The 24148-nt window shown below is 67.8% G+C and carries 20 protein-coding genes; 11 read left to right on the top strand and 9 right to left on the bottom strand.

What is annotated here, in order from left to right:
* Positions 1-7 precede the first annotated feature (7 nt).
* Entirely contained in the window at positions 8-4573 is a 4566-nt protein-coding gene (locus GN331_RS00765) for an EAL domain-containing protein (RefSeq protein WP_331713313.1), read from the bottom strand.
* 100 nt (positions 4574-4673) lie between these two features.
* Here GN331_RS00765 and GN331_RS00760 point away from each other — a divergent pair, with 100 nt between their 5' ends.
* A complete protein-coding gene (locus tag GN331_RS00760; RefSeq protein WP_425489254.1) occupies positions 4674-5222 on the top strand; it encodes a UPF0149 family protein in 549 nt (182 codons plus the stop codon).
* Positions 5223-5224: 2 nt separating this feature from the next.
* Positions 5225-6562 (top strand): aminopeptidase P N-terminal domain-containing protein, encoded by a 1338-nt coding sequence (locus tag GN331_RS00755; RefSeq protein WP_156639495.1) that lies wholly within the window; start codon positions 5225-5227, stop codon positions 6560-6562.
* Here GN331_RS00755 and GN331_RS00750 read toward each other — a convergent pair.
* From GN331_RS00750 to GN331_RS00740, 3 genes are all read right to left on the bottom strand, one after another.
* Entirely contained in the window at positions 6549-7502 is a 954-nt protein-coding gene (locus tag GN331_RS00750; RefSeq protein WP_156639494.1) for a ribokinase, read from the bottom strand. The genes GN331_RS00755 and GN331_RS00750 overlap by 14 nt on opposite strands.
* A 7-nt stretch (positions 7503-7509) precedes the next feature.
* Positions 7510-8808, bottom strand: a complete 1299-nt coding sequence (locus tag GN331_RS00745; protein ID WP_156639493.1) for a NupC/NupG family nucleoside CNT transporter — start codon at positions 8806-8808, stop codon at positions 7510-7512.
* Positions 8809-8901: 93 nt separating this feature from the next.
* Positions 8902-10041: a GGDEF domain-containing protein gene (locus GN331_RS00740; protein ID WP_156639492.1), complete on the bottom strand. Its 1140-nt coding sequence runs from the start codon at positions 10039-10041 to the stop codon at positions 8902-8904.
* Between the two features lie 102 nt (positions 10042-10143).
* On the opposite strand from GN331_RS00740, the gene GN331_RS00735 reads away from it, so the two are divergent.
* Complete coding sequence (locus GN331_RS00735) at positions 10144-11115, top strand: potassium channel beta subunit family protein (protein WP_156639491.1); 972 nt, start codon at positions 10144-10146, stop codon at positions 11113-11115.
* A 4-nt stretch (positions 11116-11119) separates the two neighbouring features.
* On the opposite strand, the gene GN331_RS00730 is transcribed toward GN331_RS00735, so the two are convergent.
* The 3 genes from GN331_RS00730 to GN331_RS00720 all read right to left on the bottom strand — a co-directional run bounded on the left by GN331_RS00730 (position 11120) and on the right by GN331_RS00720 (position 13542).
* A complete protein-coding gene (locus GN331_RS00730; protein ID WP_156639490.1) occupies positions 11120-12313 on the bottom strand; it encodes a PDZ domain-containing protein in 1194 nt (397 codons plus the stop codon).
* 67 nt (positions 12314-12380) lie between these two features.
* On the bottom strand, positions 12381-12959 hold the full coding sequence (locus tag GN331_RS00725; RefSeq protein WP_156639489.1) for a hypothetical protein: 579 nt from the start codon (positions 12957-12959) through the stop codon (positions 12381-12383).
* Positions 12952-13542 (bottom strand): RNA polymerase sigma factor, encoded by a 591-nt coding sequence (locus tag GN331_RS00720; RefSeq protein WP_156639488.1) that lies wholly within the window; start codon positions 13540-13542, stop codon positions 12952-12954. The genes GN331_RS00725 and GN331_RS00720 overlap by 8 nt, the downstream gene beginning before the upstream one ends.
* Before the next feature lie 99 nt (positions 13543-13641).
* On the opposite strand from GN331_RS00720, the gene GN331_RS00715 reads away from it, so the two are divergent.
* The 5 genes from GN331_RS00715 (at position 13642) to GN331_RS00695 (ending at position 17899) form a co-directional block, all read left to right on the top strand.
* Positions 13642-14610 (top strand): SPFH domain-containing protein, encoded by a 969-nt coding sequence (locus GN331_RS00715; protein ID WP_156639487.1) that lies wholly within the window; start codon positions 13642-13644, stop codon positions 14608-14610.
* A 3-nt stretch (positions 14611-14613) separates the two neighbouring features.
* Positions 14614-15051 carry an NfeD family protein gene (locus GN331_RS00710; protein WP_156639486.1) on the top strand — a complete coding sequence of 146 codons (438 nt, stop codon included), beginning with the start codon at positions 14614-14616 and terminating at the stop codon, positions 15049-15051.
* A 54-nt stretch (positions 15052-15105) separates the two neighbouring features.
* The gene (gene gcvT, locus GN331_RS00705; RefSeq protein WP_156639485.1) at positions 15106-16215 is read left to right on the top strand and encodes a glycine cleavage system aminomethyltransferase GcvT; all 1110 of its coding nucleotides are present in this window, start codon (positions 15106-15108) and stop codon (positions 16213-16215) included.
* 101 nt (positions 16216-16316) lie between these two features.
* Positions 16317-16712, top strand: coding sequence for a glycine cleavage system protein GcvH (gcvH, locus tag GN331_RS00700; protein WP_156639484.1), 396 nt, complete (start codon positions 16317-16319; stop codon positions 16710-16712).
* A gap of 746 nt (positions 16713-17458) precedes the next feature.
* Entirely contained in the window at positions 17459-17899 is a 441-nt protein-coding gene (locus tag GN331_RS00695) for a hypothetical protein (RefSeq protein WP_156639483.1), read from the top strand.
* Between the two features lie 145 nt (positions 17900-18044).
* Here GN331_RS00695 and GN331_RS00690 read toward each other — a convergent pair whose 3' ends face one another.
* Complete coding sequence (locus tag GN331_RS00690) at positions 18045-19421, bottom strand: serine hydrolase domain-containing protein (protein WP_156639482.1); 1377 nt, start codon at positions 19419-19421, stop codon at positions 18045-18047.
* 125 nt (positions 19422-19546) lie between these two features.
* On the opposite strand from GN331_RS00690, the gene GN331_RS00685 reads away from it, so the two are divergent.
* Genes GN331_RS00685 through GN331_RS00675 form a run of 3 tightly spaced genes read left to right on the top strand, consistent with a single transcriptional unit; the run spans position 19547 to position 22301 of the window.
* Positions 19547-20143 (top strand): LemA family protein, encoded by a 597-nt coding sequence (locus tag GN331_RS00685; protein WP_156639481.1) that lies wholly within the window; start codon positions 19547-19549, stop codon positions 20141-20143.
* 18 nt (positions 20144-20161) lie between these two features.
* Positions 20162-22072, top strand: a complete 1911-nt coding sequence (locus tag GN331_RS00680) for a M48 family metallopeptidase (RefSeq protein WP_156639480.1) — start codon at positions 20162-20164, stop codon at positions 22070-22072.
* A gap of 43 nt (positions 22073-22115) precedes the next feature.
* On the top strand, positions 22116-22301 hold the full coding sequence (locus tag GN331_RS00675; protein WP_156639479.1) for a hypothetical protein: 186 nt from the start codon (positions 22116-22118) through the stop codon (positions 22299-22301).
* Positions 22302-22490: 189 nt separating this feature from the next.
* Here the strand turns inward: GN331_RS00675 and GN331_RS00670 are convergent, their stop codons facing one another.
* Positions 22491-24125, bottom strand: a complete 1635-nt coding sequence (locus GN331_RS00670; protein ID WP_156639478.1) for a GMC family oxidoreductase — start codon at positions 24123-24125, stop codon at positions 22491-22493.
* Positions 24126-24148 lie beyond the last annotated feature (23 nt).

Below are 24148 nucleotides of genomic sequence, written 5' to 3'. Positions count from 1 at the left end.
TCCACGCTCATGGGATCACCGCGGCGTTCAGATCGGGCGCCCAGGTGCGGATCAGCCCGAGGCAGCGGTGCGCGTCCAGCGGCGGCGAGAGCCAGTAGCCCTGGATCTCGTCGCAGCGGTGCGCGCGGAGGAACAGGACCTGCGCTTCCTCCTCCACGCCCTCGGCCACCACGTTCAGGCCCAGCGAGTGCGCCATCGAGATGACCGTGCTGGTGATCGCCTCGTCGTCGGCGTCGCGGGTGAGGTCGCCGATGAACTCCTTGTCGATCTTCAGCGTCGTGATGGGCAGGCGCTTGAGGTAGGCCAGCGACGAGTAGCCGGTGCCGAAATCGTCGACCGCCAGCTGCACGCCCAGTTCGCGGATCGCCTGCAGCGTCGCCGCGGTCTGCGCGGCGTTGGACATCACCACGCTTTCGGTGAGCTCCAGCTCCAGGTACTCGGCGGGCACGCCGGTATCTTCCAGCACGCGCGAGACCACCGCCGGCAGGTCGCCGCGCAACAGTTGCAGCGCCGAGACATTGACCGCCATCGTCAGGCGATCGAGCCCGTGCGCGCGCCAACGCTTGAGCGTTTGGCAGGCCTCGCGCAGCGCCCACTCGCCGATCTCGAGGATCAGGCCGCTCTCCTCGGCCAGCGGGATGAACTGCGCCGGCGGGATCTCGCCGTATTCCGGGCTCGTCCAGCGCAGCAGCGCTTCCACGCCGGTGATGCGCGCCTGCGGCAGCGACAGCTTGGGCTGGAACACCAGGCGCAACTCGTTGCGATCGAGCACCTTGCGCAGCGCGGCGGAGATCGTCGCGCGGCGGCGGATCGCGATCTCCATCGACTCGGTGTAGCGCATATAGATGCGACGGCCCGCGGCTTTCGCCTGGTACATCGCGGTGTCGGCGTGCTTGAGCAGGTCGGTCGGCACCGCCGCGTTGTCGGGGTAGAGGCTGATGCCGATCGACGGCGTGATCGCGACGTCTTGCGTTTCGTCGATGTCCAGCGGCGCTTCGAACGAGGTGATGATCTCGCGCGCGATCTTCTCGGCTTCTTCCGGCGTGTCGATGTTTTCCAGCACGACGGTGAACTCATCGCCGCCCAGGCGCGCGACGGTGTGCTGCGGCCCGACGGTCTGCTGCAGGCGCGCGGCGGTCGCGCGCAGGATGCGGTCGCCGGCGGCGTGGCCGAGCGAATCGTTGATGTCCTTGAACCGGTCGAGATCGAGGAACAGGACCGCGATGCGGCTCTCCTGGCGACGCGCACGCACGATCGCGCGCGACAGGCGCTCGGACAGCAATGCGCGATTCGGCAGGCTCGTCAGCGTGTCGTAGTTCGCCAGGTAGCGCAGCTCCTGTTCGGCGCGCTTCTTGTCGGTGATGTCGGTGAACACCGCGACGTAATGGCTGCGCTGGCCGCCGGCGTCGAGCACCGCGCTGCTTTCGATCCAGCACAGGAATTCTTCGCCGTCCTTGCGCTGCTGCCACATCTCGCCGCTCCAGCGGCCGTTGCGTTCGACTTCCGCGCGCGTCTGGCGATAGAACTCCGGATCGTGCTGCGCGCTGTCGAGCAGGCTCGCCGAGCGCCCGATGACGTCCGAATCGCTGTAACCGCTGATGCGGCTGAAGGCGGGGTTGACCGAAACGAACTGGAAGTCGCGATCGAGCACCGCCACCGCCTCGGACATGCTGCGCAGCACTTCGCTCGCGATGCGGCGCTCGCGCTCGGCGGCGCGCCCGGCGGTGATGTCGCGCGCAGTGCCCGCCACGCGCACGGCGCGACCGTCGGCGCCGCGTTCGACCACGCGACCGCGCGCGCGCACCCAGGTCCACGCGCCGTTCTGCGCGCGGATGCGATGTTCGGAGAGGAACAGCGGCGTCTGCCCGCGGATGTGTTCCTTCAGGCGTTCGAGCACGCGCGGCAGATCGTCGACGTGGATTTCGTGGCGCTGGTCGACACCGGTCTGCACGGCGATGCCGGCGGGCACTTCGGTGCCTTCGGTCGTGCGCATGCTGCGCATCTCGCCACGCGCCAGGTCGTAATCCCAAAACATCTCGCCCGACGCCCACAGCGCGAGTTGCAGGCGCTCCTCGCGATCGCGGATCTGCGCGAAGTACACCTTCTCGCGACGACGACGCAGCACGACGAGCCACGCGATCGCACCGATCAGCAGCAGCGCCGCGACGGCGTAGGCGACCAGTGCGAGCGGATGGCGCCACAGCGGCGGCGCGACGTCCACCGGCAGGCGGAGCATCTGCGGATTCCACACGCCGTCGCGGTTGGTCGCCTGCGCCAGGAACGTGTACTTGCCCGGCGGCACGCGCGTGTACGTGATTTCGGGAACCGCGCCGTTGTCGATCCAGTCGCTGTCGAAGCCTTCGAGCTTGTAGCGATAGCGAATGTTGCCGCCGTCGGCGAAGTCGAGCGCGCCCACGCGCAGTCGCAGCATGCCCGCGTCGGCCGGCACGTCGATTCGCGATTCCTGCCACGCCAGGTCCTTCTCTGTCGCGCCGGCCGCACCGAAGCGCGCCGTCAGCAAACGCACCGGCGGCATGTACGCGGTGTCGTGCACCATGCGCGGATCGAACAGGTTTAGCCCGCGCACGCCGCCGAACAGCAGGCGACCATCGCGCAGCTTCAAGGCAGCGCCGCCGTTGAATTCGAGATCCTGCAAGCCATCGGACATGCCGAAGGCGCGCACGGTGCCGTGCGCGGGATCGAAGCGCATCAGGCCCGCGTCGGTGCCGAGCCACAACAACCCCTGCGGCGATTCGGCGATCGAGAACACCACCGGCACCGGGCGCGCGCCGAGCGCCTTGTCGAGCGGATGTTCGAAGCGGATCTCGTTGCCGTTCTCGCGCACGCGGCTCAGGCCCGAATGCGTGCCGACCCAGATCGTGCCGTCGGAGGCTTCCAGCACCGCGCGCACGAGGTTGCCGGCGAGCGACTGCGGCGCATCCGGTGCGTGGCGGAACACGCGCAGGCGTCCGGCGGCGGGTTCCACCAATTCCAGGCCGTCGCTGGTGCCGGCCCACACGCGGTGGTTCCGGTCGAGCATCACCGTATGCACGGTCGAAGGCTCGGGCGAATTCCCGCTGGCCATGTACGCGCGCACGCGCCCGGAGCCCGGATCGAAGTGCAACAACCCGCGCAGTTGCGACCCCAGCCACAGGCTGCCGTCGTCGTCGCGCGCGATGCTGCGCAACTGCACGCCGGCGTAACCCGTCAGCGGTACCGGGGAAATCGTGCCGGCCTGCGTATCGACCAAACCCAGGCCGCGCGTCGTCGCCATCCACACCTTGCCCGCGTCGCCGCGGGCGAAGCCCATCGTGCGCAGCAGCAGGCCCGGTTCCGGGAACGCCTCGTTGAAGCCTTCGACCGGCGCCAGCGCGTTGCCGTTCGCATCGGCGCGATACAACTCGCCGTTGTCGGTGCCGAACCACCACTGCCGCGCATCGTCCTCGACGAGCGCGCGCACGCTGTTGCCCGCCACGCCGGAAGCGAAGTTGCGCGGTTCACCGCCCGCGAGATAACGGAAGCGCGTGCCGAGCGGATCGGTGACCGACGGCCCGCGGAACTGCCCGCCGACCCACAGCGCACCGCCGCGATCGATCATCAACTTGCCGATCGTGCTTTCGGGTAGCGCACCGGGCATCCAGTTTTCGCGCAGCGCTTCGACGTGATCGCCGGAGACATCGAGCCGGCGCACGCCATCGCCGAACGCGGCGATCCACAGGCGCCGATCCGGCGCCTGCACGATCGCGCGCACGTCGGCATTGCCTGCCTCGCCGTCGCGCGGCCAAACGCGCAGCAAGCCGCGGCCGTCGTCGCGCAGGCGATACAGACCATCGGGACGACCGACCCACAGGCGCCCGTCGCGATCGAAATGCAGGGAACGCACCGCACCGTCGGCGATGCGCTCGGCGCCGCCGCCCGCACCGAATCGATACAGGCCCGCCGCGCTGGCGAACCACACCGCACCATCGCGATCCAGCAGCAGCGCCTGTTGCGGCGAAGGCGCGACGCTGCGCGGATCCAGCGTCAGCACATCGGTGCTGCGCCCGGTCTTCGGATCGAACCGCACCAGACCGCCCTGCGTGCCGACCCACAACTGGCCGTCGACCGGCAGCAGCGCGAGCACTTGCTTGCGCGGCGAGCCCGGCAACGCGGCGCCGCCATCGATCGCGAAGCGCTTGATCTGCCCGTCGCGCAGGTCGAGCCGCGCGACGAACTCCGAATACGTGCCGACCCACAAGGCATCGCGCCCGTCGACCGCGAGCGCGGTGACGTAGCTGTCGGGCAGGGAGGCCGGATCGCGCGGGTCGTGGCGGAAGAGGTGGTAACGCAGGCCGTCGTAACGATGCAGCCCGCCTTGCGTGCCGACCCAGACGAAGCCTTCGGCATCCTGTGCGAAGGCGGTGACCGTGTTCTGCGCCAGGCCGTGGTCGCTGCCGAGATTGCGGAAGTGGAAATCGCGCGTGGCCGCCCACGACATGCTCGCCGGCACCACCAGTGCAAGCGCGAGGGCGAACAACGCAACCGCGACGCGCTCCCCAGCGCGAGCGGACGAACGACGGATCGACAGGCGCACGGGCCTCCGCATCCCAGTGGCTTCAACGCAGTGTGCGGCCAACGGCCGCCGCGGCGCAAACCAAGCGTTACACTGGCGGCCTGCGCGAAGGAGCCCCGCAGTGTCCGATGTCGCCTTGCCGAGCTGGTCTGCCGTCCACGATGCCATCGCCGCCCAACGCCTGGGTGTCACGCCCGCGGAGTTGCACGGGTCCCTGATCGGTTGGTTCGCCGGTGGGGGCGAGGACACGCCCGACTGGCTGGCCCGCGTGATGGCCGATGACGCACTGCCGCAAATCCCGTCCGGCAACGCGCTGGATGCGTTGCGCGCCGCGAGCGCCGGCCAACTCGAGGATCGCGGTTTCTCCTTCGAACTGCTGCTTCCCGACGCCGACACCACCCTTGGCGAACGCAGCGGCGCCCTGTTCGATTGGTGCCGCGGCTTCCTCGGCGGCTTCGGCCTGGCCGCCGGCGAAAACCCGCCGTTGTCGGAAGAGGGCAGCGAAGCGCTGGCCGATCTCGCCCGTCTCGCCGCCGCGACCGCGCAGGACGACGGCGATGAAGACGACGAGGACGCGCTCGCCGAGATCGAAGAGTTCGTGCGCGTGGCGTCCTTGCTGCTGCACGGCGACTGCGTGCTGGCCCCGCGTCATCGCAAGCAGTTCAATTGACGATGGCCGCCGCGAAACTGCAACGCCCGCTCAACCTTCCGGGCACCGCCTACGCACGGCGACGCAAGCAACTGATGCGCATGGCCGGCGACGACGCGATCCTCGTCCTGCCCGCCGCGCCCGAACGCGTGCGCAGCCGCGACACGCATTACCCGTACCGGCAGGATTCGGACTTCTGGTATCTCACCGGATTCGCCGAACCCGAAGCCGTGCTCGTCCTCGTCCCCGGCCGCGCGCACGGCGAGACGATCCTGTTCTGTCGCGAACGCGATCCCGACCGCGAAGCCTGGGACGGCCCGCGCGCCGGCCAGGAAGGCGCGGTCGACACCTACGGCATGGACGATGCGTACCCCATCGCCGACCTCGACGAAATCCTGCCCGGCCTGCTCGAAGGCCGCACGCGCGTGTACTACCACTTCGGGCGCGACGCGGAATTCGACCTGAAGTTGATCGGCTGGCTCAACCGCGTGCGTGCGCAGGCGCGCACCGGTGCGCAGTCGCCGCACGAGTTCCTCGCACTCGGCCATCTGCTCGACGAGATGCGGCTGTTCAAGTCGAGCGACGAAATCAAGTTGGTGCAGCGCGCCGCCGACATCAGCGTCGCCGCGCACGAGGCCGCGATGCGCATCGCGCGCGCGGGCGTGCGCGAATTCGAACTGCAGGCCGAACTCGAACGCGTGTTCCGCGCCAACGATGCCGAGTCGGCTTACGGCAGCATCGTCGGTGCCGGCGCCAACGCCTGCGTCCTGCATTACCGCGCGAACAACGCGACCGCGCGCGCGGGCGATCTGGTCCTGATCGATGCGGGCGCCGAGTACCGCAACTACGCGGCCGACATTACGCGCACCTTCCCCATCGACGGACGCTTCTCGAAAGAGCAGCGCGCGCTGCACGATCTGGTCGGCGCCGCGCAACGTGCGGCGTTGGCGAAAGCGCGGCCCGGCGTTGCGTACGACGCGGGGCATGTCGCCGCAGTCGAAACGCTCACCGAAGGACTACTGCGCCTGGGATTGTTGAAGGGCCGATTGGAAAAAGCGATCGCCGACGGCGCGTATCGCCGCTTCTATCGGCACAAGACCGGGCATTGGCTCGGCCTCGATGTCCACGACGTCGGCGAATACCGGATCGACGGCGAATCGCGCCTGCTCGAACCCGGCATGGTGTTCACGATCGAGCCCGGCCTGTATGTCGCGCCCGACGACAAGACCGTGCCGGCGAAGTGGCGCGGCATCGGTATCCGCACCGAAGACGACATCGTGATCACCAACGACGGCCACCGCATCCTGACCGACGCGCTGGTGCGCGACGCGGACGAAATCGAAGCCTTTATGGCGGGTTGAGCGCCCACAGCCGCGGCATCGCCGCGGCGGCGCCCGTGCGTTCGGTCGAATGCGCGGCATAGCGTGCGGCGAAGCGCACGTGTTCGGCGAAGGCCACCGCGCGCTGCGAAATCGATGCTGCGAGCGCGCCGCTGAACGCATCGCCCGCACCCGTCGTATCGATCGGCTTGGCGGGGAAGGCGGGCACGCGGTAGGCCGCGATCGCATCGCCGCGCATCGCGTCATCTGGATGCGAGACGAACGCACCGGCGGCGCCCAGCGTCACGACCACCGTGCCTTGCGGCAGCAAACGCCGACACTGCGCGTGCAACGCGGCATCGTCGGTGGATGCGACCTCGTCGGGATGCAGCGTCGTTCCGACGAGTCGCGCGAGCAACGATGCGAATTCGGTTTCGTTCGGCGTGAGGAGGTCGGTGAGCGCGAGCAGGTCGGCGCTCACCTCCGCGTTCGCCGGTGCCGGATTGAGCAGCGTCGTCGCACCGACCTCGCGGCCGATCCGCAGCGCGACCAGCACCGCATCGACGGGAGATTCGCATTGCGCGAGCACCACGCGCGCCTGCGCGATCACCGCCCATTGCGATTCGACGAAGCTGGCGCGCAAGTCACCGTTCGCGCCGGCGCCGATCACGATGGAGTTGCGGCCCTGCGCATCGACGTAGATGCCGGCCGTGCCCGTCGGATGCTCGCTGCGCTGGTCGACGAGCGCGATGTCGTCGGCTTCCGCCAATGACCGCGCGAGTTGACTGCCGGCATCGTCGCCGAGCGCGCACACGAAGCTGGTCGCTGCGCCCGCACGCGCGGACGCGACCGCCTGGTTGAACCCCTTGCCGCCGGGGCCGGTGGTGTACCGGCCCGCGCGCGTTTCGCCCGGATGCGGCAGCGTGTCGCAACGCCAGACGTGGTCGACGTTGAACGAACCGACGACGGCGACGTCAGGCATGTGGGTTTCAGGAACCCAGGTAGGTCAACACGCCCGCGATGGTCGCGGTCATGAAGGTCGCGATCGAACCACCGAGCACCGCGCGCAAACCGAAGCGCGCCAAGTCGCCGCGACGTTCCGGTGCCAGCCCGCCGATGCCGCCGATCTGGATCGCGATCGAGGAGAAGTTCGCGAAGCCGCACAGCGCGTACGTCGCGATCAGCTTGCCCTGGTCGGTGAGCGCCACGCCCGCGACCTTGCCGTTCACGATGTCGGCAAGCTGCAGGTATGCAACGAACTCATTGATGACGATCTTCTGGCCGATCAGCGAGCCCACGGTCGTCGCGTCCTGCCACGGCACGCCGATCACCCACGCGATCGGCGACATGATGTAACCGAGGATGGAGGCGATGTCGGTCGGATGGCCGAGCGCGGCTTCCAGGCCGGTGGCCTGTCCAACCCACGTCAGCGGCCAGTTGAGCAGCGCGATCAATGCGATGAAGGCGAGCAGCATCGCGCCGATGTTCAGCGCAAGGCGCAGGCCATCGCCCGCGCCGGCGGCCGCGGCGTCGATGACGTTGCTCGCGGTCTTCTCGACTTCCATCTTCACCGTGCCGCGCGTGAGCGGCGTGCCGGTTTCGGGAATCAGGATCTTCGCGACGACGAGCGTCGCCGGTGCGGCCATGATCGATGCGGCCAACAAATGCTTGGCGTAGAACGCGCCCTGCACCGGATCGCCGCCGCCGAGCATGCCCACGTACGCGGCGAGCACGCCGCCGGCGATGTGCGCCATGCCGCCGATCATCATCGTGATCAGTTCGGACTCGGTCATGCGCGGGATGTACGGGCGCACGGTCAACGGCGCTTCGGTCTGGCCGATGAAGACGCTCGCGCAGACCGACGTGGTTTCCGCGCCCGACACGCGCATCACCTTGGTGATGCCCCACGCCATCGCGCGCACGACCGCCTGCATCACGCCCAGGTGGTACAGCACGCCCATCAGCGAGGCGAAGAAGATGATCGTCGGCAACACCTGGAAGGCGAAGATGAAGCCGAACTTCGAGGTGTCCATCAGCGAGCCGAAGATGAACTTCGAACCTTCGCCGACGAAGGCGAGGATGGCGACGAACCCGTCGCCGGCCGACTGGAACACGGTGCGCGCACCCGGCACGAGCAGCACCAGCGCCGCGAAGCCGATCTGCAACGTCACGCCCGTGATCACCAGGCGCCAGTCGACCGCCTTCTTGTTGTTCGAGAACAGCCACGCGATGCCGATCAGCACCGCCAGGCCGAACAGGCCGAAGCCGATCCGGGCCAATGCATCCATCGAGAAATCCCCCAGGCCTCAGCGGCCGACGGCGCACCTTAGTCGAGGGTGCCCCCAGCGGCAACCGATGCCGCGAAACGCCGTGTTCAGGTATCAGGCATCGCGTGCCAGCACGCGGTTGCGGCCGGCGGCCTTCGCCGAATTCAGGCGCAGGTCCGCGCGGCGAAGCAGGCCGGAGAGGTCGCTGGCTTCATGGGGAAAGCTCGCAACGCCGGCGCTGAAGGTGAGCAGCAGCGGGTCGGCGCCCGGGTCGGGCACGAAGCGGCGAGAGAACAAGGTGCGACGCAATCCATCGACGCGTTCCCACGCCGTGCCCAGCGGCTTGCGCAACACCAGCACGAATTCCTCGCCGCCCAGGCGCGCGAGCCATTCGCCGTCTTCGAGCGAGTCGCGCACCATGTCCACGACGTGCATCAGCGCGCGATCGCCCGCGTGGTGCCCGATCTCGTCGTTGATGCGCTTGAAGTGGTCCAGGTCGATCAGCGCCACGCACAGGCTCACGCCATCGCGGCGCGCGGCATCGAGCAGGCGCGGGAAGCGATGCACCAGCCACGTGCGATTGGGCAACTCGGTCAGGCCATCGGTGCCCGACATCTCGACAAGACGCTGCATGCGATAGACGACCACCGCCGTGATCAGCGTGAACGCCGCGAGCAACACCAGGCGCTGCAACTGGCCGCCGACCGTGACCGTGCCGTAATCGCTGGAGATCAATTGGTCGGGCGTGGCGATCGCGAACACCGCCATCGTCAGCACCGCGTATTGCGCGATCGCAAGGCCGCCGACGAACAAGGTCACGCGCCCGTCGTTGCGCAGCGCCGTGAGCGCGATGGCGAGCAGGTAACCGCACCACACGATCATGCTGTTGACGCCGGACGGCAGGTGGTTCCAGGCCAGGATCAACAGCACGAGGGTCGTGGCCGTCACGTCGTACGCGCCGGAAGCGAAGGGCAGCCAGCGGAAGCGACGACCATGCCGCGCCAGCGCGAGCCACACCTGCGCGAAGACGTTCACGAACACCGCGCCGGCCAGGCCGATGAGCGTTTCGCTGAATTGCCCGCCGGTGGCCGCGTTCGCCAGCGGCAACAGCAACAACATCGCGGCGACCGCCACGCGCAGGCGCGCGACCAGCAGTTCGCCGCCCGAGCCGACTTCGAGCATCACCTCGTCCGGGCGCGTCACCAGCGTTTCGAGGATTTCGGTGTAATGCCGACCGGCGGTCGTCGAACGCATTCCGCACCCCTGAGGTTCCCCGGCCCGGAGGATAACGCGAGCGGCGGCCCATGGGCGCCGGAGGTATGCTCGGCGACCCGCTCGCGCGAAAGGACATCCCGCATGCGTTACCGCCGCCTCGGTGCTTCCGGCCTTCCGATCTCCGCGTTGTCTTTCGGTGCCTGGGTGACCTTCGGCAACCAGGTGGGCCGCGGGGAAGCTCGCGAACTCATCGCTGCCGCGTACGACCACGGGATCAACTTCTTCGACAACGCCGAGACCTATGCCAACGGCGAAGCCGAGCGCGTGATGGGCGACGTGCTCGCCGACCTGCGCCTGCCGCGCGACAGTTGGTGCGTCTCGAGCAAGGTGTACTTCGGCGCGGTGGACCATCCGCGGCCGACGCAACGCGGCCTGTCGCGCAAGCACGTCCACGATGCGTGCGACGCCGCGCTCAAGCGCCTGCGCGTGGATTACCTCGATCTGTATTTCTGCCACCGCCCCGATCCCGACGTGCCGATCGCCGAAACGGTCTGGGCGATGGACACGCTCGTGCGCCAGGGCAAGGTCCTGTATTGGGGCACGTCGGAATGGCCGGCGCAGGCGATCCGCGAAGCGCACAAGGTCGCGCGCGCGCACAACCTCGTCGCGCCGACGATGGAGCAACCGCAGTACAACCTGTTCCATCGCGAACGCGTCGAACTCGAATACGCGCCGCTGTATTCGGAATACGGCCTGGGCCTGACGATCTGGTCGCCGCTCGCATCCGGCCTGCTGACCGGCAAGTACAACGCGGGCGTGCCGCAGGATTCGCGGCTCGGCCACGAGAACTTCGCGTGGCTGCGCGATGCCTTGCTGGATGATCCGGAAGCGCGGCGCGTCGAACGCGCGCGCAAGTTCACCGCGATCGCCGAAGAACTCGGCGTGCCGCCCGCGCCGCTCGCGGTGGCCTGGTGCCTGCGCAACCCGCACGTCTCGACGGTGATGCTCGGCGCCACGAAGAAGGAACAACTCGTGCAGAACATCGAAGCGCTCGAACTGGCCGAGCGCTTCGACGATGCGACGTGGTCGCGGATCGAGGCCGCGACCTCTTAGGGCCTCAGTTCGTCTTGATCTGCACGTCGCGGACGATCGTCGCCTCGTCCGGCGGCGGCGTATCGAATTCGAGTTCGACCGTGCCGTCTTCGGAGATGAAGGCGAGCTGCTGCGAACGCAGCAAGGTCACCGCACCGTCGTCGTCGATGAACGCAGCCGGCGGCGGCGGCGGCGGGGGCGGCGGGGGCGCCTTCGGTGCGCGCGGCACGGCCGGCGGTGCCGGCGGAGGCGGCGGCGTCACGAACTTGAAGGAGATCTCCGGCACCTTCACGCGCGTGCTCGCGACGCGGCGATCGCGCATGTATTCCACCAGCGCCATCGCGTTGTCTTCCTTCGCACGCAGCGCTTCCATCGCTTCGCGCGGGGAGTTCACGTTGCGCGAGTCGATCTTCAGGATGACGTCGCCCGGTTGCAGGCCTTCCAGGTCCGCGCCCGCGCTGAGCACGAGCACGCCCTTGTCGGTGCCGAAGTAACGCCCGAGCTTCCCGTCGACCGACGCGAGGTTCAAGCCGTTCCAGCGGAAGGCCTCGGCGAGCATCGGCACCTTGCAGTTCTTGCCCTTGCAGTCGCCGCGCGGTCCGATGCGGATGACTTCCTGGCGCACGTCCTTGCCGACGCCCGGCACTTCGATGCGACGGATCTGCGGGCCGCCTTCGCCCGGCGCACCGACCCAGAACACATCCTGGTCCAGCGAAGCGGTGACGTTCGCGCTCGCGGCCTTGCCCGCGCGCACGTAGTCGATGCGGACCGGCTTGCCGTCATCCAGTCCGGTGAAGAGCTTGCGCGAATTCTCCAGGCGCATCTCGCCGGTGTTGCCGAGCACCGGCGTGCCGCCGACCGCGGTGATGCGATCGCCCGCCTTGAGCCCGGCCTTCGCCGCGCCGCTATCGGGCGTGACGCCGGCCACGCGCACGCCGGCCTGCGCATCGGGCGCCAGCACGACGCCGATCACCGGCCTGTTCACCAGCGTGCGTTCGAACACATGCACGCCGGGCGTGCCTTCGACGCCGAGCTTGGCCTGCAGTTCGGCGACGCGCTTGGCCGCGCGTTGCAGGTCCGCCTGCGCGGCATCGAGTTGCGCCTGCGTTGCGGCGTCGGCGGTGCGCACCTTGGCCTTCGGTGTTTCAGCTGCGGCGCCCGCGGCGAGCACGAGCGCGATGCAGGCGCCGAGCAGCGGCGTGGCACGGGAAAGTTTCATGGCGTCCTCGATGGGTGTGGGTCCGGTGACAGGGATGCGTGGGGGCGAAGGAGGGTCGCAGGCGTTCTCAGTCGACGCGCACGAGCGCGCCGTCGTAGCGCTCGCCGTGCACGGCCATCCAGCGCCGCGTGGATTCGAAGCTCACGGCCGAGCGCAGCGTGTCGACACGCGCACGCCACAGTGCGAGCTGGCCGTCGCGGTCCAGGTGCGGTTGGCGAAGCGCCGCGTCGATGCGCGCGAGTTCTGAATCCAGGTCGGCGCCGACTTCCACCGCCGCGCCGCTGGCGACCGAGTCGTCGCGGGCGAGGGCAAGCAAGCCTTCGAGTTGCGCGGATTCGGCGTAGAGCGTTTCGAGTGCGTCGGGTGTCGCCGGTTGCGTCGTTGTCGTTGATGTCGCGGCGACCTGCGTCGTTGGCGCCGCGGGTTCGTTCGATGTCGGCAACAGGCGCAGCGGCACGATCACCGCGAGCGCGAGCGCCGCCGCGATCGCCAGGCGCGTCGGCCACTGCATGCGCTTGCGCACGGGCAGGCGCGCGGCGATGTCGGACCACGCATCGGTGTCGGGGCGTTCGAGCGGCAAGGCGTTGAACGCCTCGCGCCAGGTTTCCGGCGTTCGGCCGGCGGAATGTCGGGTGGCGTCACGCATGGACGTCCTCCTTGATGGACAGTGCGGCGCGGAGCTTCCGGGTCCCGCGCGCGAGTTGCGATTTGGAAAAGCTGGCGGTGCGTTGCATCAGGACGGCGATCTCGTCGTGCGTGTAGCCCTCGGCGTGGTACAGCCACAACACGCTGCGCGTGGCGGCCGGCAATCCGGCCAGCGCGCGCTGCACCAACGCTGCATCGGCCGCCGCGGGCGGGAGCGGCGCGTCGTCTTCGGCGAACACGCTGGTGTCGTCGACGCCGATCTCCTGCGCCAGGCGCTTGTCGCGGCGCAGGCGCATCAGCGCTTCGTTCACCGCGATCTGCCGCAGCCAACCCCAGAAGGGACTGCCGCCACCGCGGAACTCGCCGATCCGGCCGAGCACCTTGAGCATCGTGTCCTGCAGCACGTCGCGCGCCTCCTCCCGGTCGCCGCCGATCCGCAGCGCCAGGGTGAACACCGGCCGCTCGAACCAACGGTAGAGCTGCTCGAACGCGGCGCCATCGCCTGCGCGCGCGCGGGCGAGCAGGGCATCGGGCACGTCGATGGCGAAACTCGAACGCGGGGTGGTCGGATTGGCTGGGGTCATTCGAAGACCGTGGATGCCCGGGGAGGCGAAAGCGTCGCAGCCGCCGCCGTCGTCCCCCGACCCTATACTCCGTTCAGTCTCGAAACGGGGAGTGCGGCGATGTCGTTGAACTGGCTGTTGAGCGCGGTCGTCATCTTCTTCGCGCTGGTGATCGTCATGAAGGCCGTGCGGATGGTGCCGCAGGGTTACGAATGGACGGTCGAGGCGTTCGGCCGCTACACCCACACGCTGTCGCCGGGCCTGCACTTCCTCGTGCCGGTCTACCAGGGCATCGGCCGCAAGATCAACATGATGGAACAGGTGATGGACGTGCCGAGCCAGGACGTGATCACCAAGGACAACGCCGTGGTGAAGGTCGACGGCATCGTCTTCTTCCAGGTGCTCGACGCGGCGAAGGCCGCCTACGAAGTCGCGCAGCTGGAGATCGCCATCCTCAACCTGGTGATGACCAACATCCGTACGTCGATCGGTTCGATGGACCTGGACGAGTCGCTGTCCAAGCGCGACGAGATCAACGCGAAGGTGCTGGTCGCGGTGGACGCGGCGACGCATCCGTGGGGCCTGAAGGTCAACCGCATCGAACTCAAGGACATCCAGCCGCCGCGCGACCTGATCGATTCGATGGCGCGCCAGATGAAGGCCGAGCGCGAGAAGCGCGCGAACATCCTGGAAGCCGAAGGCCATCGCGCCGCGGCGATCCTGCGCGCCGAAGGCGACAAGCAGGCCACGATCCTCGACGCCGAAGGCGAACGCGAAGCCGCCTTCCGCCAGGCCGAAGCGCGCGAGCGCCTGGCCGAAGCCGAAGCCAAGGCGACGCAGATGGTGTCGGACGCGATCGCCAGCGGCAACGTCAACGCGATCAACTACTTCGTCGCGCAGAAATACATCGAGGCGTTCAAGTCGCTGGCCGAGGCGCCGAACCAGAAGTTCGTGCTGATGCCGATGGAATCCTCGGGCATCCTCGGTTCGCTCGGCGGCATCGCGGAGCTGGCGAAGGAAGCGCTCGATCGCCAGGGCGCCGCGCGCATCGTCGCACCGCCCGCGCCCGCGCCGCGTACCGGAGGCTGATCGATGCGCACCGACGTGTTCTTCTGGGCGGCGATCGCGCTGCTGTTGTGCGCGGCGGAGGTGCTCGCACCGGGCGCCTTCCTCCTGTGGCTCGGCGCCGCGGCGGCGGCGGTGTTCCTCGTCGTGCTGCTGGTGCCGGGCGTGTCGATCCTCACGCAGGCCTGCCTGTTCGCCGCGCTCGGCATCGTGTCGATCCTCGCGTGGCGCCGCTTCTCGCGTGGCAAGCGCGCGCTGTCCGGCGGCGACCCGATCCTCAACCGACGCACCGCGGCCCTGATCGGCCGCGTGGTCCCGCTCGAGCGCGCGATCGTCAACGGGCACGGGCGCGTGCAGATCGCCGACGCGTACTGGGATGTGGTCGGCCCCGATCTCCCGGCCGGCACGCCCGTCCGCGTGCTGTCGGCCGATGGCATGACGTTGCGGGTCGGCGCTGCCGGCTGAGCCTGCGGGCGATGCGATAATCGCGGGCTCCCGACCGACCCCACGGCAGCCCGCATGACGCAGAAGACGATCCTCAACGACACCCACCGCTCGCTCGGCGCCAAGATGGTCGACTTCGGCGGGTGGGACATGCCGTTGCATTACGGCTCGCAGGTCGACGAACACCACCTGGTGCGCACCGACGCGGGCATGTTCGACGTCTCGCACATGACGGTGGTCGACCTGCGCGGCGAGCGCGCGCGCGACTTCCTGCGCAAGCTCGTCGCCAACTCGGTCGATAAGCTCAAGGCACCGGGCAAGGCGCTGTACACCGCGATGCTCAACCCGCAGGGCGGCGTGGTCGACGACCTGATCGTCTACTACATGGGCGACGGCTTCTATCGCCTCGTCGTCAATGCCGCGACGCGCGAGAAGGACCTGCAGTGGATCAACGCGGCCGCGACGGCGTTCGGCGTCGACGTCGCCGAGCGTCCCGAGTTCGGCATCTTCGCCGTGCAGGGTCCGACTGCGCGCGAGCGCGTCGCCTCGCTGCTCGATGCCGCGTCCGCGGAGAAGGTCGGCAAGCTCACGCGCTTCGCCGCCGCTGAAGCAACGTCGAAGGACGGCGTGCCGCTGTTCGTCGCCCGCACGGGTTACACCGGCGAAGACGGTTACGAAATCCTCGTGCCCGAAGCGCAGGGCATCGCGTTCTGGAATGCATTGCTTGCCGCCGGCGTGAAGCCCGCGGGGTTGGGTGCGCGCGACACGCTGCGCCTGGAAGCGGGCATGAATCTTTACGGCCAGGACATGGACGACACGGTCACGCCGCTCGAAGCGGGCATGGCGTGGACCGTCGCGCTCGACGAAGGGCGCGACTTCACCGGCCGCGCCGCACTCGAAGCGCAGAAGGCCGCCGGCGTGCCGCGCCAGATGATCGGCCTGGTCATGGATGAGAAGGGCGTGCTGCGCCATGGGCAGAAGGTGCTCACGCCGAACGGCGAAGGCGAAATCCTTTCCGGCACGTTCTCGCCCACGCTCGGCAAGGCGATCGCCTTCGCGCGCGTGCCGGCCGGTCCGCTCGATGCCGACGCAGCGGTGCGCGTGGACATCCGCGGCCGCGAAGTCCCGGTGCGCGTCGTGAAGTTCCCCTTCGTGCGCGAAGGCAAGGCGCAACCGGGCATCTGAAAAAGCGACGAATGGTGCGGCGCATGGCTTGATCCGGCGCCGCCCCCCTTCGCTACACTACGGTCCACCATCCCCACGACGACGCAGCACGGAGCAGCACGATGAACGAGATCCCCGGCGACCTGAAGTTCATGAAGTCCCACGAATGGGCACGCGTCGAAGGCGACGGCAAGGTCACGATCGGCATCTCCGACCATGCGCAGGGCCTGCTCGGCGACCTGGTGTACGTCGAACTTCCGAACGTCGGCGACCGCGTGGAAGCGGGCACCGCGGTGGCCGTCGTCGAATCGGTCAAGGCTGCCTCCGACGTCTATACGCCGGTGACCGGCAAGGTCGTCGAGGTCAACGCAGCGCTCACCGACAAGCCCGAAACGATCAACGAAGACGCGTACGGCGACGGCTGGATTCTGGTCATCGAAGCCGAAGAACCCGAACAACTCAACGAACTCCTGGGCCCGGACGATTACGCCGAACTGCTCGAGGAAGAAGATCACTGACGCGACTCGCGTCATCTCGCCGCACGTGTTGCGGCACCACGATCCGGCCGCCTCGCGCGGCCGGATTCGTTTCCGACGAGCGGTCGAAGTTTGCGCAGTTGGGCGCAAATCGGGTGTTGCGATGCGCCATCGCGAAAACTTTTTTTCGGTCTTTCCAACGGTGTCGTCGCCCCCTCGGACAACCGTTGCGCGGCGTTGCGCGGACAAGCGCGCACGCATCGCGATCGCGTCGCGCGTTTTTCTTCGACTGCGCAAAACAAGGTGTTTTTTGCAACAGTGATGTGCATGCGAGCGCGATCGATGCGCGCAACGCGACACCGCGCGCGACCCGCCGACCCGACCCCGCTACCCGCCCATGCCCCTGAGAGCCAGTAAAAAAATCGTAGGGGGTTGTTGACACAGGAAAAAACCGTGATTAGGTTTCGCCGCAAGCAGCCACCCTGCGGTAACGAGTGAGTCACGACAAAACGACAACGCGCAAGACAACACGAACCTCCGCCCGGACATTCAAACCGGTGGACGCGGGTTTCGTTTCCTTCGCGAAATCGCAGTCGACATCTTTTCAAGGAACCCGCGACGCCCTGCGTCGCGGGTTTTTTATTGCCGCGCACCTGGTGTCGCGGCATGCCGAATCCGTCCCGGCGCGCGGTGCGCGTCGGCGGTTGGTCGCGGGTCCGACTCCCGCGACGTCGCTTCGAACTGGGCAGTTCTAAAGCCAAGCAAGTCCACTGACGAGGAGCCATCCCATGGCCATGAAGAAAGCTGCGAAGAAGACCGTCCGCAAGGCCGCCAAGAAGCGCGTTGCCAAGAAGGGCGTCCGCAAGGCCGCCGCGAAGAAGGCCGTCCGCAAGGTCGCCAAGAAGCGCGTCGCCAAGAAGGTCGCCAAGAAGGCCGTCCGCAAGGCAGTTGCCAAGCGCGTCGTGAAGAAGGCCGCGAAGAAGGCCGTCCGCAAGGCCGCCAAGAAGCGCGTTGCCAAGAAGGTCGCGAAGAAGGCCGTCCGCAAGGCCGGTGCCAAGCGCGTCGTGAAGAAGGCCGCGAAGAAGGCCACCAAGAAGACCGCCAAGAAGGCGACCAAGAAGCGCGCAGCGAAAAAGGCCGCCAAGAAGCCTGCTGCCAAGAAAGCTCGCAAGTCCTCGCGCAAGGCGGCCCCGGTGAACATGCCGGCGCCCGTCATGCCGATGATGTAATAAACCCGATAGCCGTAATCGAGCCCCATCCCGCGTGCCCAGGCGGGGTGGGGTTTTTTATTGGAGAAACGAAAAAGGGAACCGGGAACCGGGAACCGCAGAAGCAAACGCTCTTGCGGTTCGCGGTTCCCGGTTCCCTTTTTATTTAGCGCGGCGCAGCCGTCGAAGCCGACGCATCGACACCCGCTTCCTCCGTCGGCCCCTGCTTCGCATACAGGCCTTCGTCGAACGGCGCGACATCGAGCCAGCGCTGCGCCGGCAAACCGATCGCGCTGTCGAGGATCGTCGGCAGCAGGCCCGAGGGCAGCGAGCTCTCGCTGTTCCAGAGGATCACGACGCCGAGGTCGCGCTCGGGCAGCATCGCCATCATGCCGCGATAGCCCTGCACCGCACCGGCGTGGAAGACGACCTGGTGGCCCGCGTAGTCGTACACGCGCCAGCCGATCGCGTAGCTCGCCGACGACAGGCGCTGGCGGCGCCACGACCCGCGCATCTCACCGGGCGTCGCCACGAGCGGCGCATGCAGCGTGGCGAGCAGCGGCGCCGACAACACGTCCGGACGATGTCCGCCGTGCGCGAGCATCCACTGCGCCATGTCGGAGATGCTGGCGTTGACGCCGGCGGCCGGCGCGACGCGGTAGTAGGTCGGCTTCGGTTGCAGCGACACCCAACCGCCGCGACCGCGCACGTGCGGCTTGGCCCAGCGCGGACTCGCTTCGATGCCTTCGAGACCGAGGCTCGCATCGTTCATGCCGAGCGGCTTGAGGATGCGGCGTTCGACTTCCTGTTGGTAGAACGTGCCCGTCGCCGCGAACACCACGTCGCCGATCAGGCTGAAGGCGACGTTCTGGTAGCCGTAGCAATCGCCGGGCAGGCACGCCGTCGGCGCGTACGCGAGCTTCTGCGTGAGCGAGCGGTAATCGAGGTTGCCTTCCAGGTCGCGGTCGTAGGTGTTGTGCACCAGGCCGACGCGATGGCTGAGGACGTCGGCGACGGTGAGGCGCTGCGTCGCGTATTCGTTCTGCAGGTGGAAGTCGGGGAGGTATTCGTTGACGCGGCTGTCCCAACGGATCACGCCGTCGTTGACGAGCAGCCCGGTCATCGTGCCGGCGAAGGACTTCGACAGCGAGGCCAGGCGGAAGACGGTGTGCGAATCGATCGGCTCGGCCGCGCGCGTGTCGGTGATGCCGTAGCCGCGCATCGACACGATGCGCCCGCCCTGCACGATCGCCATCGCCATGCCGGGGATGCGCTGGTCGGCGACCAGTTGCTGCGCCATGTCCTCGAACACGCGCACGTCGAAGCCTTGCGCGACGGGCAGCGGATTGGGATTGAGGACCGACGTGCGCTGCACGCCGACGGCGGCGACCTGCACGGGCGCGGAGGGAGTGGGCTTCGCGACGACGGGGGCCGCGGGTGCGGCGCCGGGCGTCTGCGCCGAGCCGACCGCGATGGGGAGCAGCAGGCCGATCAGGGCCGCGCGCCAGGCCTTGTGGCCTTTGCGTTGATGAAGCCCCGGCATGGCCCCTTGCGACTCCGAAACCCGATTGACAGCGCCTTTCATCGGGCTTGCCCCCTGCGTATGCTGCGAATTGCTGGCCGATCATAGCGCCAGTTCCGCGCTTTGCATGAACAAGGGGAAGAGTGATGTGGATTTTGCTGATCCTGCTCGCATTTCTGGTCGTGCTGGTGATGTGGGGAGTCGGGATTTACAACGGGTTGGTCACCGCCCGGAACGCATTCAAGAACGCCTTTGCGCAGATCGACGTGCAGCTCCAGCGGCGCTTCGACCTCATCCCCAATCTGGTGGAAACCGTGAAGGGCTATCTGTCCCATGAGCGCGAGACCCTGGAGGCGGTGGTCGCCGCCCGCGGCGCGGCGATGAACGGCCTGCAGGCCGCGAAGGCCAGCCCCGGCGATCCGTCGGCGATGGCCGAACTCGCGAATTCGCAGGGCGTGCTCAATGGTGCGCTGGGCCGCCTGATGGCGGTGGCCGAGGCCTATCCGGACCTCAAGGCCAACCAGAACATGATGCAGCTCACCGAGGAACTGACCTCGACCGAGAACAAGGTCGCCTTCGCGCGCCAGGCCTTCAACGATTCGGTCATGGGCTACAACAACAAGCGCGAAGTGTTCCCATCCTCGATCTTCGCCGGCATGTTCAATTTCCAGCCGGCGGCGCTGCTCGAGATCCCCGCGGCGGACCAGGCGCAGGTGCGCGCCGCGCCGAAGGTGCAGTTCTGACCTGACGCGAGCCGTCGCATGAACTTCTTCGAACGCCAGGCGGCGGCGCGCCGGAGCACGTCGCGCCTGGTGCTGCTCTTCGCACTCGCGGTGATCGGGATCGTGTTCGCGGTCGACTTCGCCGCGTGGCTCGCGCTCGGCATCGGCACGCGCGAGGAAGGCAGCGCCGCGCCGCTGTTGTTCGTGTGCAGCGTGCTCACGCTCGGCGTGATCGGACTGGGCTCGCTGTATCGCATTGCATCGCTGCGCGGCGGCGGCGAGACGGTCGCGTTGCAGATGGGCGGCGTGCCGATCGCATCGGACACCACCGACTTCAACCTGCGCCGCCTGCGCAACGTGGTCGAGGAAATCGCGATCGCTTCCGGCGTGCCCGTGCCGAAGATCTACGTGCTCGAACACGAAGCGGCGATCAACGCCTTCGCCGCCGGTTACTCGCCGTCGGATGCGGTGATCGCGGTGACGCGCGGCGCGCTGGATCGTTTGAATCGCGACGAGTTGCAGGGCGTCATCGCGCACGAGTTCAGCCATGTCCTCAACGGCGACATGCGCCTGAACATCCGGCTGATGGGCGTGCTGTTCGGCATCCTGATGATCGGGCTGATCGGCCGGAAGATCCTCGAGCACGGGCGCTTCGGCGGCCGCAACAAGGGCGCCGGCGCGATCCTCATCGCCGCGCTCGTCGCGATGGTCGTCGGCTACATCGGTCTGTTCTTCGGTCGCATGATCAAGGCGGGCGTCAGCCGCCAGCGCGAACGCCTCGCCGATGCATCGGCCGTGCAGTTCACGCGCCAGACCACCGGCCTTGCGGGCGCGTTGAAGAAGATCGGCGGGCTCGATGAAGGCTCGCGCCTCAACGAGCGCAACAATGCCGAGGAAGTCAGCCACATGTTGTTCGGCGACGGCGTGGGGTTCCGCGGTTTGTTCGCCACGCATCCGCCGTTGATCGAACGCATCCAGGAATTGGAGCCGCAATTCACCGAAGCGCAGATGCGCGCGCTGTCGAAGAAGTGGATCGAGGTGCCGCCGAGCGGGCTGGAGGAAGACGCGCAGCTGGGCCTGGTGCCCGCGCGCAGCGGGGTGTTGCCGTCGGAGCAGGCGCAACTCGCAGTCACGCCGCCGATGGTCGTCGCGCAAGTCGCGCAACCTTCGCCGGACGATTACAAGCGCGCCGACGCGATCGTCGACACCATTCCCGCCGCGGTGCGCACGCTCGCCGGCCAGCGCGATGCGGTGATGCCCTTGTTGCTCGGGTTGTTGCTCGACGACGACAAGCGGGTGCGCGCGCTGCAGCGCGAGGAGATCGCTGCGCGCCTGGGCCTGGCGATGGCAGGGGAAGCCGAGCAGTTACGCGATCAGCATTTGAAGTCGCTGCACGCTGCGTTGCGCTTGCCGCTTGCGTCGATCGCGTTCCCGGCGTTGCGCATGCGCCCGCGTCCGGAGCTCGACGTGTTCCTCGATACCAGTCATGCGGTGGTGCACGCCGATGGTCGGGTGTCGTTGTTCGAATACTGTCTGGGCCGTCTGTTGCAGGTGCAGGTGCGCGAGTCGCTCGATCCGTCGCGCCATGTGCGGTTCGGGCGCACGAAGCTCAGTGGGGTGCGCAGCGAGGTCGCGACGATGTTGTGCGTGGTCGCGCAAAGTGGGCACGAAGGTGAGGGCGATGCGCGCGCTGCGTATCTGCAGGGGATCCAGCGTGTGCTGCCGAACGATGCGTTGCCGTATTTGCCGCGCAAGGAAGGTGCGCTTGCGCTCGATCCGGTGTGGCCCTTGCTCGATGCGCTCGATCCGTTGGCGAAGCAGGCGCTCGTCGAGGGGTTGGTCGCGACGATCGGTCACGACAACAAGGTGACGGTCGGGGAAGCGGAGCTGTTGCGTACGATTTGTGCGTGCTTGCATTGTCCTTTGCCGCCGATGTTGGAGCGGGTTTGAGCTCCACCTCCCCTGCAGGGGAGGTCAAAAAGAAGCCCGCCGCATGGCGGGTTTCTTTTTGGGTGGGGTGAACGACGAGGTGCAGTACGAAGAACCATTCGTCGTTGTTTGGGGTCGCCGACACCAGGTTGGCGCATCGGCGCGCCGCATTGAAGGCCACATTGCTCCGCAAGAGCTCAAGCTCCGCAATGTGGCCTTCAACGCGACGTCCGCTGCGCATCAGGTCTGATGTTCTCGCGACAGCACCTGATGAAGGTTTGCGATACGCGCTGATGGGTGCGCGCCGACTGCCAGCACACCAGATGGACGGAACGTCGCCCACCTCGGCGCGCGCACCGTCGTGACTTCGTCGCCTCTGGCAGGCGACGTTCCTCGCGGCGATCGGAGGGTAGGGCAGGGCGCTTCTCGCGCTCTGTGTTTAGCCCACCATCAATTCGGCAATGCGCTCGGCGATCATCATCGTGGGTGCGTTGGTGTTTCCGCCGATCAAGGTCGGCATGACGGACGCGTCGACGACGCGCAAGCCTTCCACGCCGCGCACGCGCAATTGCGGGTCGACGACCGAGGCTGCGTCGCTGCCCATTCGGCAGGTGCCGACGGGGTGGTAGACGGTTTCTGCCTTTGCTCGCACGAAGGCTTCCAGGCCCTTGTCGTCGAGATCGTCGCGCGTGGGGAAGATGGGCGCGCCGCGGTAGGCGTCGAAGGCGGGTTGTTTGAAGATCGTGCGTGCGGCTTTTGCGCACTCGATCATCATGCGCAGGTCGAAGCCTTCGGGGTCGCTGAGGTAGTTGGCTTCGATGCGCGGTTTGTCGTGTGCGCGCGGGCTGACGATCGAAAGACGGCCGCGGCTGCGGGGGCGCAGGAAGCAGGCGTGGAGTGTGTAACCGTCGCCGCGCAGGCGGTGGCGGCCGTGGTCGTCGAGCATCGCCGGGACGAAGTGCAATTGGATGTCGGGGCGGTCGTCGGGGGCGAGCGGGGAACGCAGGAAGCCGCCGGCTTCGGCGATGTTGCTGCTGCCCGGGCCGCTGTGGCCGCGCAGGAAATACTCGAATGCGATCTTCGCGTCGCTCGCGCGGTCGTAGGTGATGGGCTGCGTGGAGTGCTGCAGCGTGCAGATGTCGAGGTGGTCCTGCAGGTTCTCGCCGACGTTCGGCGCGTCGTGCACGACCTTGATGCCGTGTTGTTGCAACTGCGCGGCGGGGCCGATGCCGGAGAGCATCAGCAACTGCGGGGAGTTGATCGCGCCGCCGGAGAGCAGCACTTCGCGCGTGCATTCGTAGTGGAAGGCCGCGCCGTTGACGGCGCACGTGACGCCGTTCGCGCGGCCTTGTTCGAAGGTGATGCGCGAGACCATCGCGCCCGTGCGGACGACGAGGTTCTTGCGATTGCGCACCGGATGCAGGTACGCGACCGCCGCGGAGCAACGCGCGCCATCTTTCTGCGTCACCTGGTAGAAGCCGACGCCTTCCTGCACGTGCCCGTTGAAATCGTTGTTGCGCGGGTAGCCGGCCTGCGCCGCGGCGTCGATGAACACCTGCGACAGGGGATTGGTGTAACGCAGGTCGGAGACCGCGAGCGGGCCGAGTTCGCCATGCAGGTCGTCGCGTCCGCGACGGTTGCCTTCGTTGCGCTTGAAGAAGGGCAGCACCGAGTGCCAGTCCCAACCGGTCGCGCCCTGCGCGGCCCAGTCGTCGTAGTCGCGTGCATGGCCGCGGACGTAGCACATCGCGTTGATCGAACTTGAACCACCGAGCACCTTGCCGCGCGGCCACCACAGCGTGCGATTGTCCAGGTGCGGCTCGGGCGCGGTGTCGTAATCCCAGTTCACGCCTTTCTTGCCGACCAGCTTGGCCAGGCCCGCGGGCATGTGGATGAAGGGATGCCAGTCGCGCGGGCCGGCTTCGAGCAGGAGTACGCGCACCTTCGGATCGGCGGACAGGCGATTGGCGAGCACGCAGCCGGCCGAGCCGGCACCGATGATGATGTAGTCGAAAGCGTGCACGCGATGTCCCGTCAGGTGGTTCGCCGACGATAGGCCGCGGCGCTGGAGCATGTACTCCGGCATGGTAGCCAGCC

Origin of the sequence: Noviluteimonas gilva, from assembly GCF_009740395.1 — a bacterium.
Taxonomy (GTDB): Bacteria; Pseudomonadota; Gammaproteobacteria; order Xanthomonadales; family Xanthomonadaceae; genus Noviluteimonas; species Noviluteimonas gilva.
Note: the sequence above shows the minus strand (reverse complement) of the source record. Positions and strands in the feature narration are given on the sequence as shown.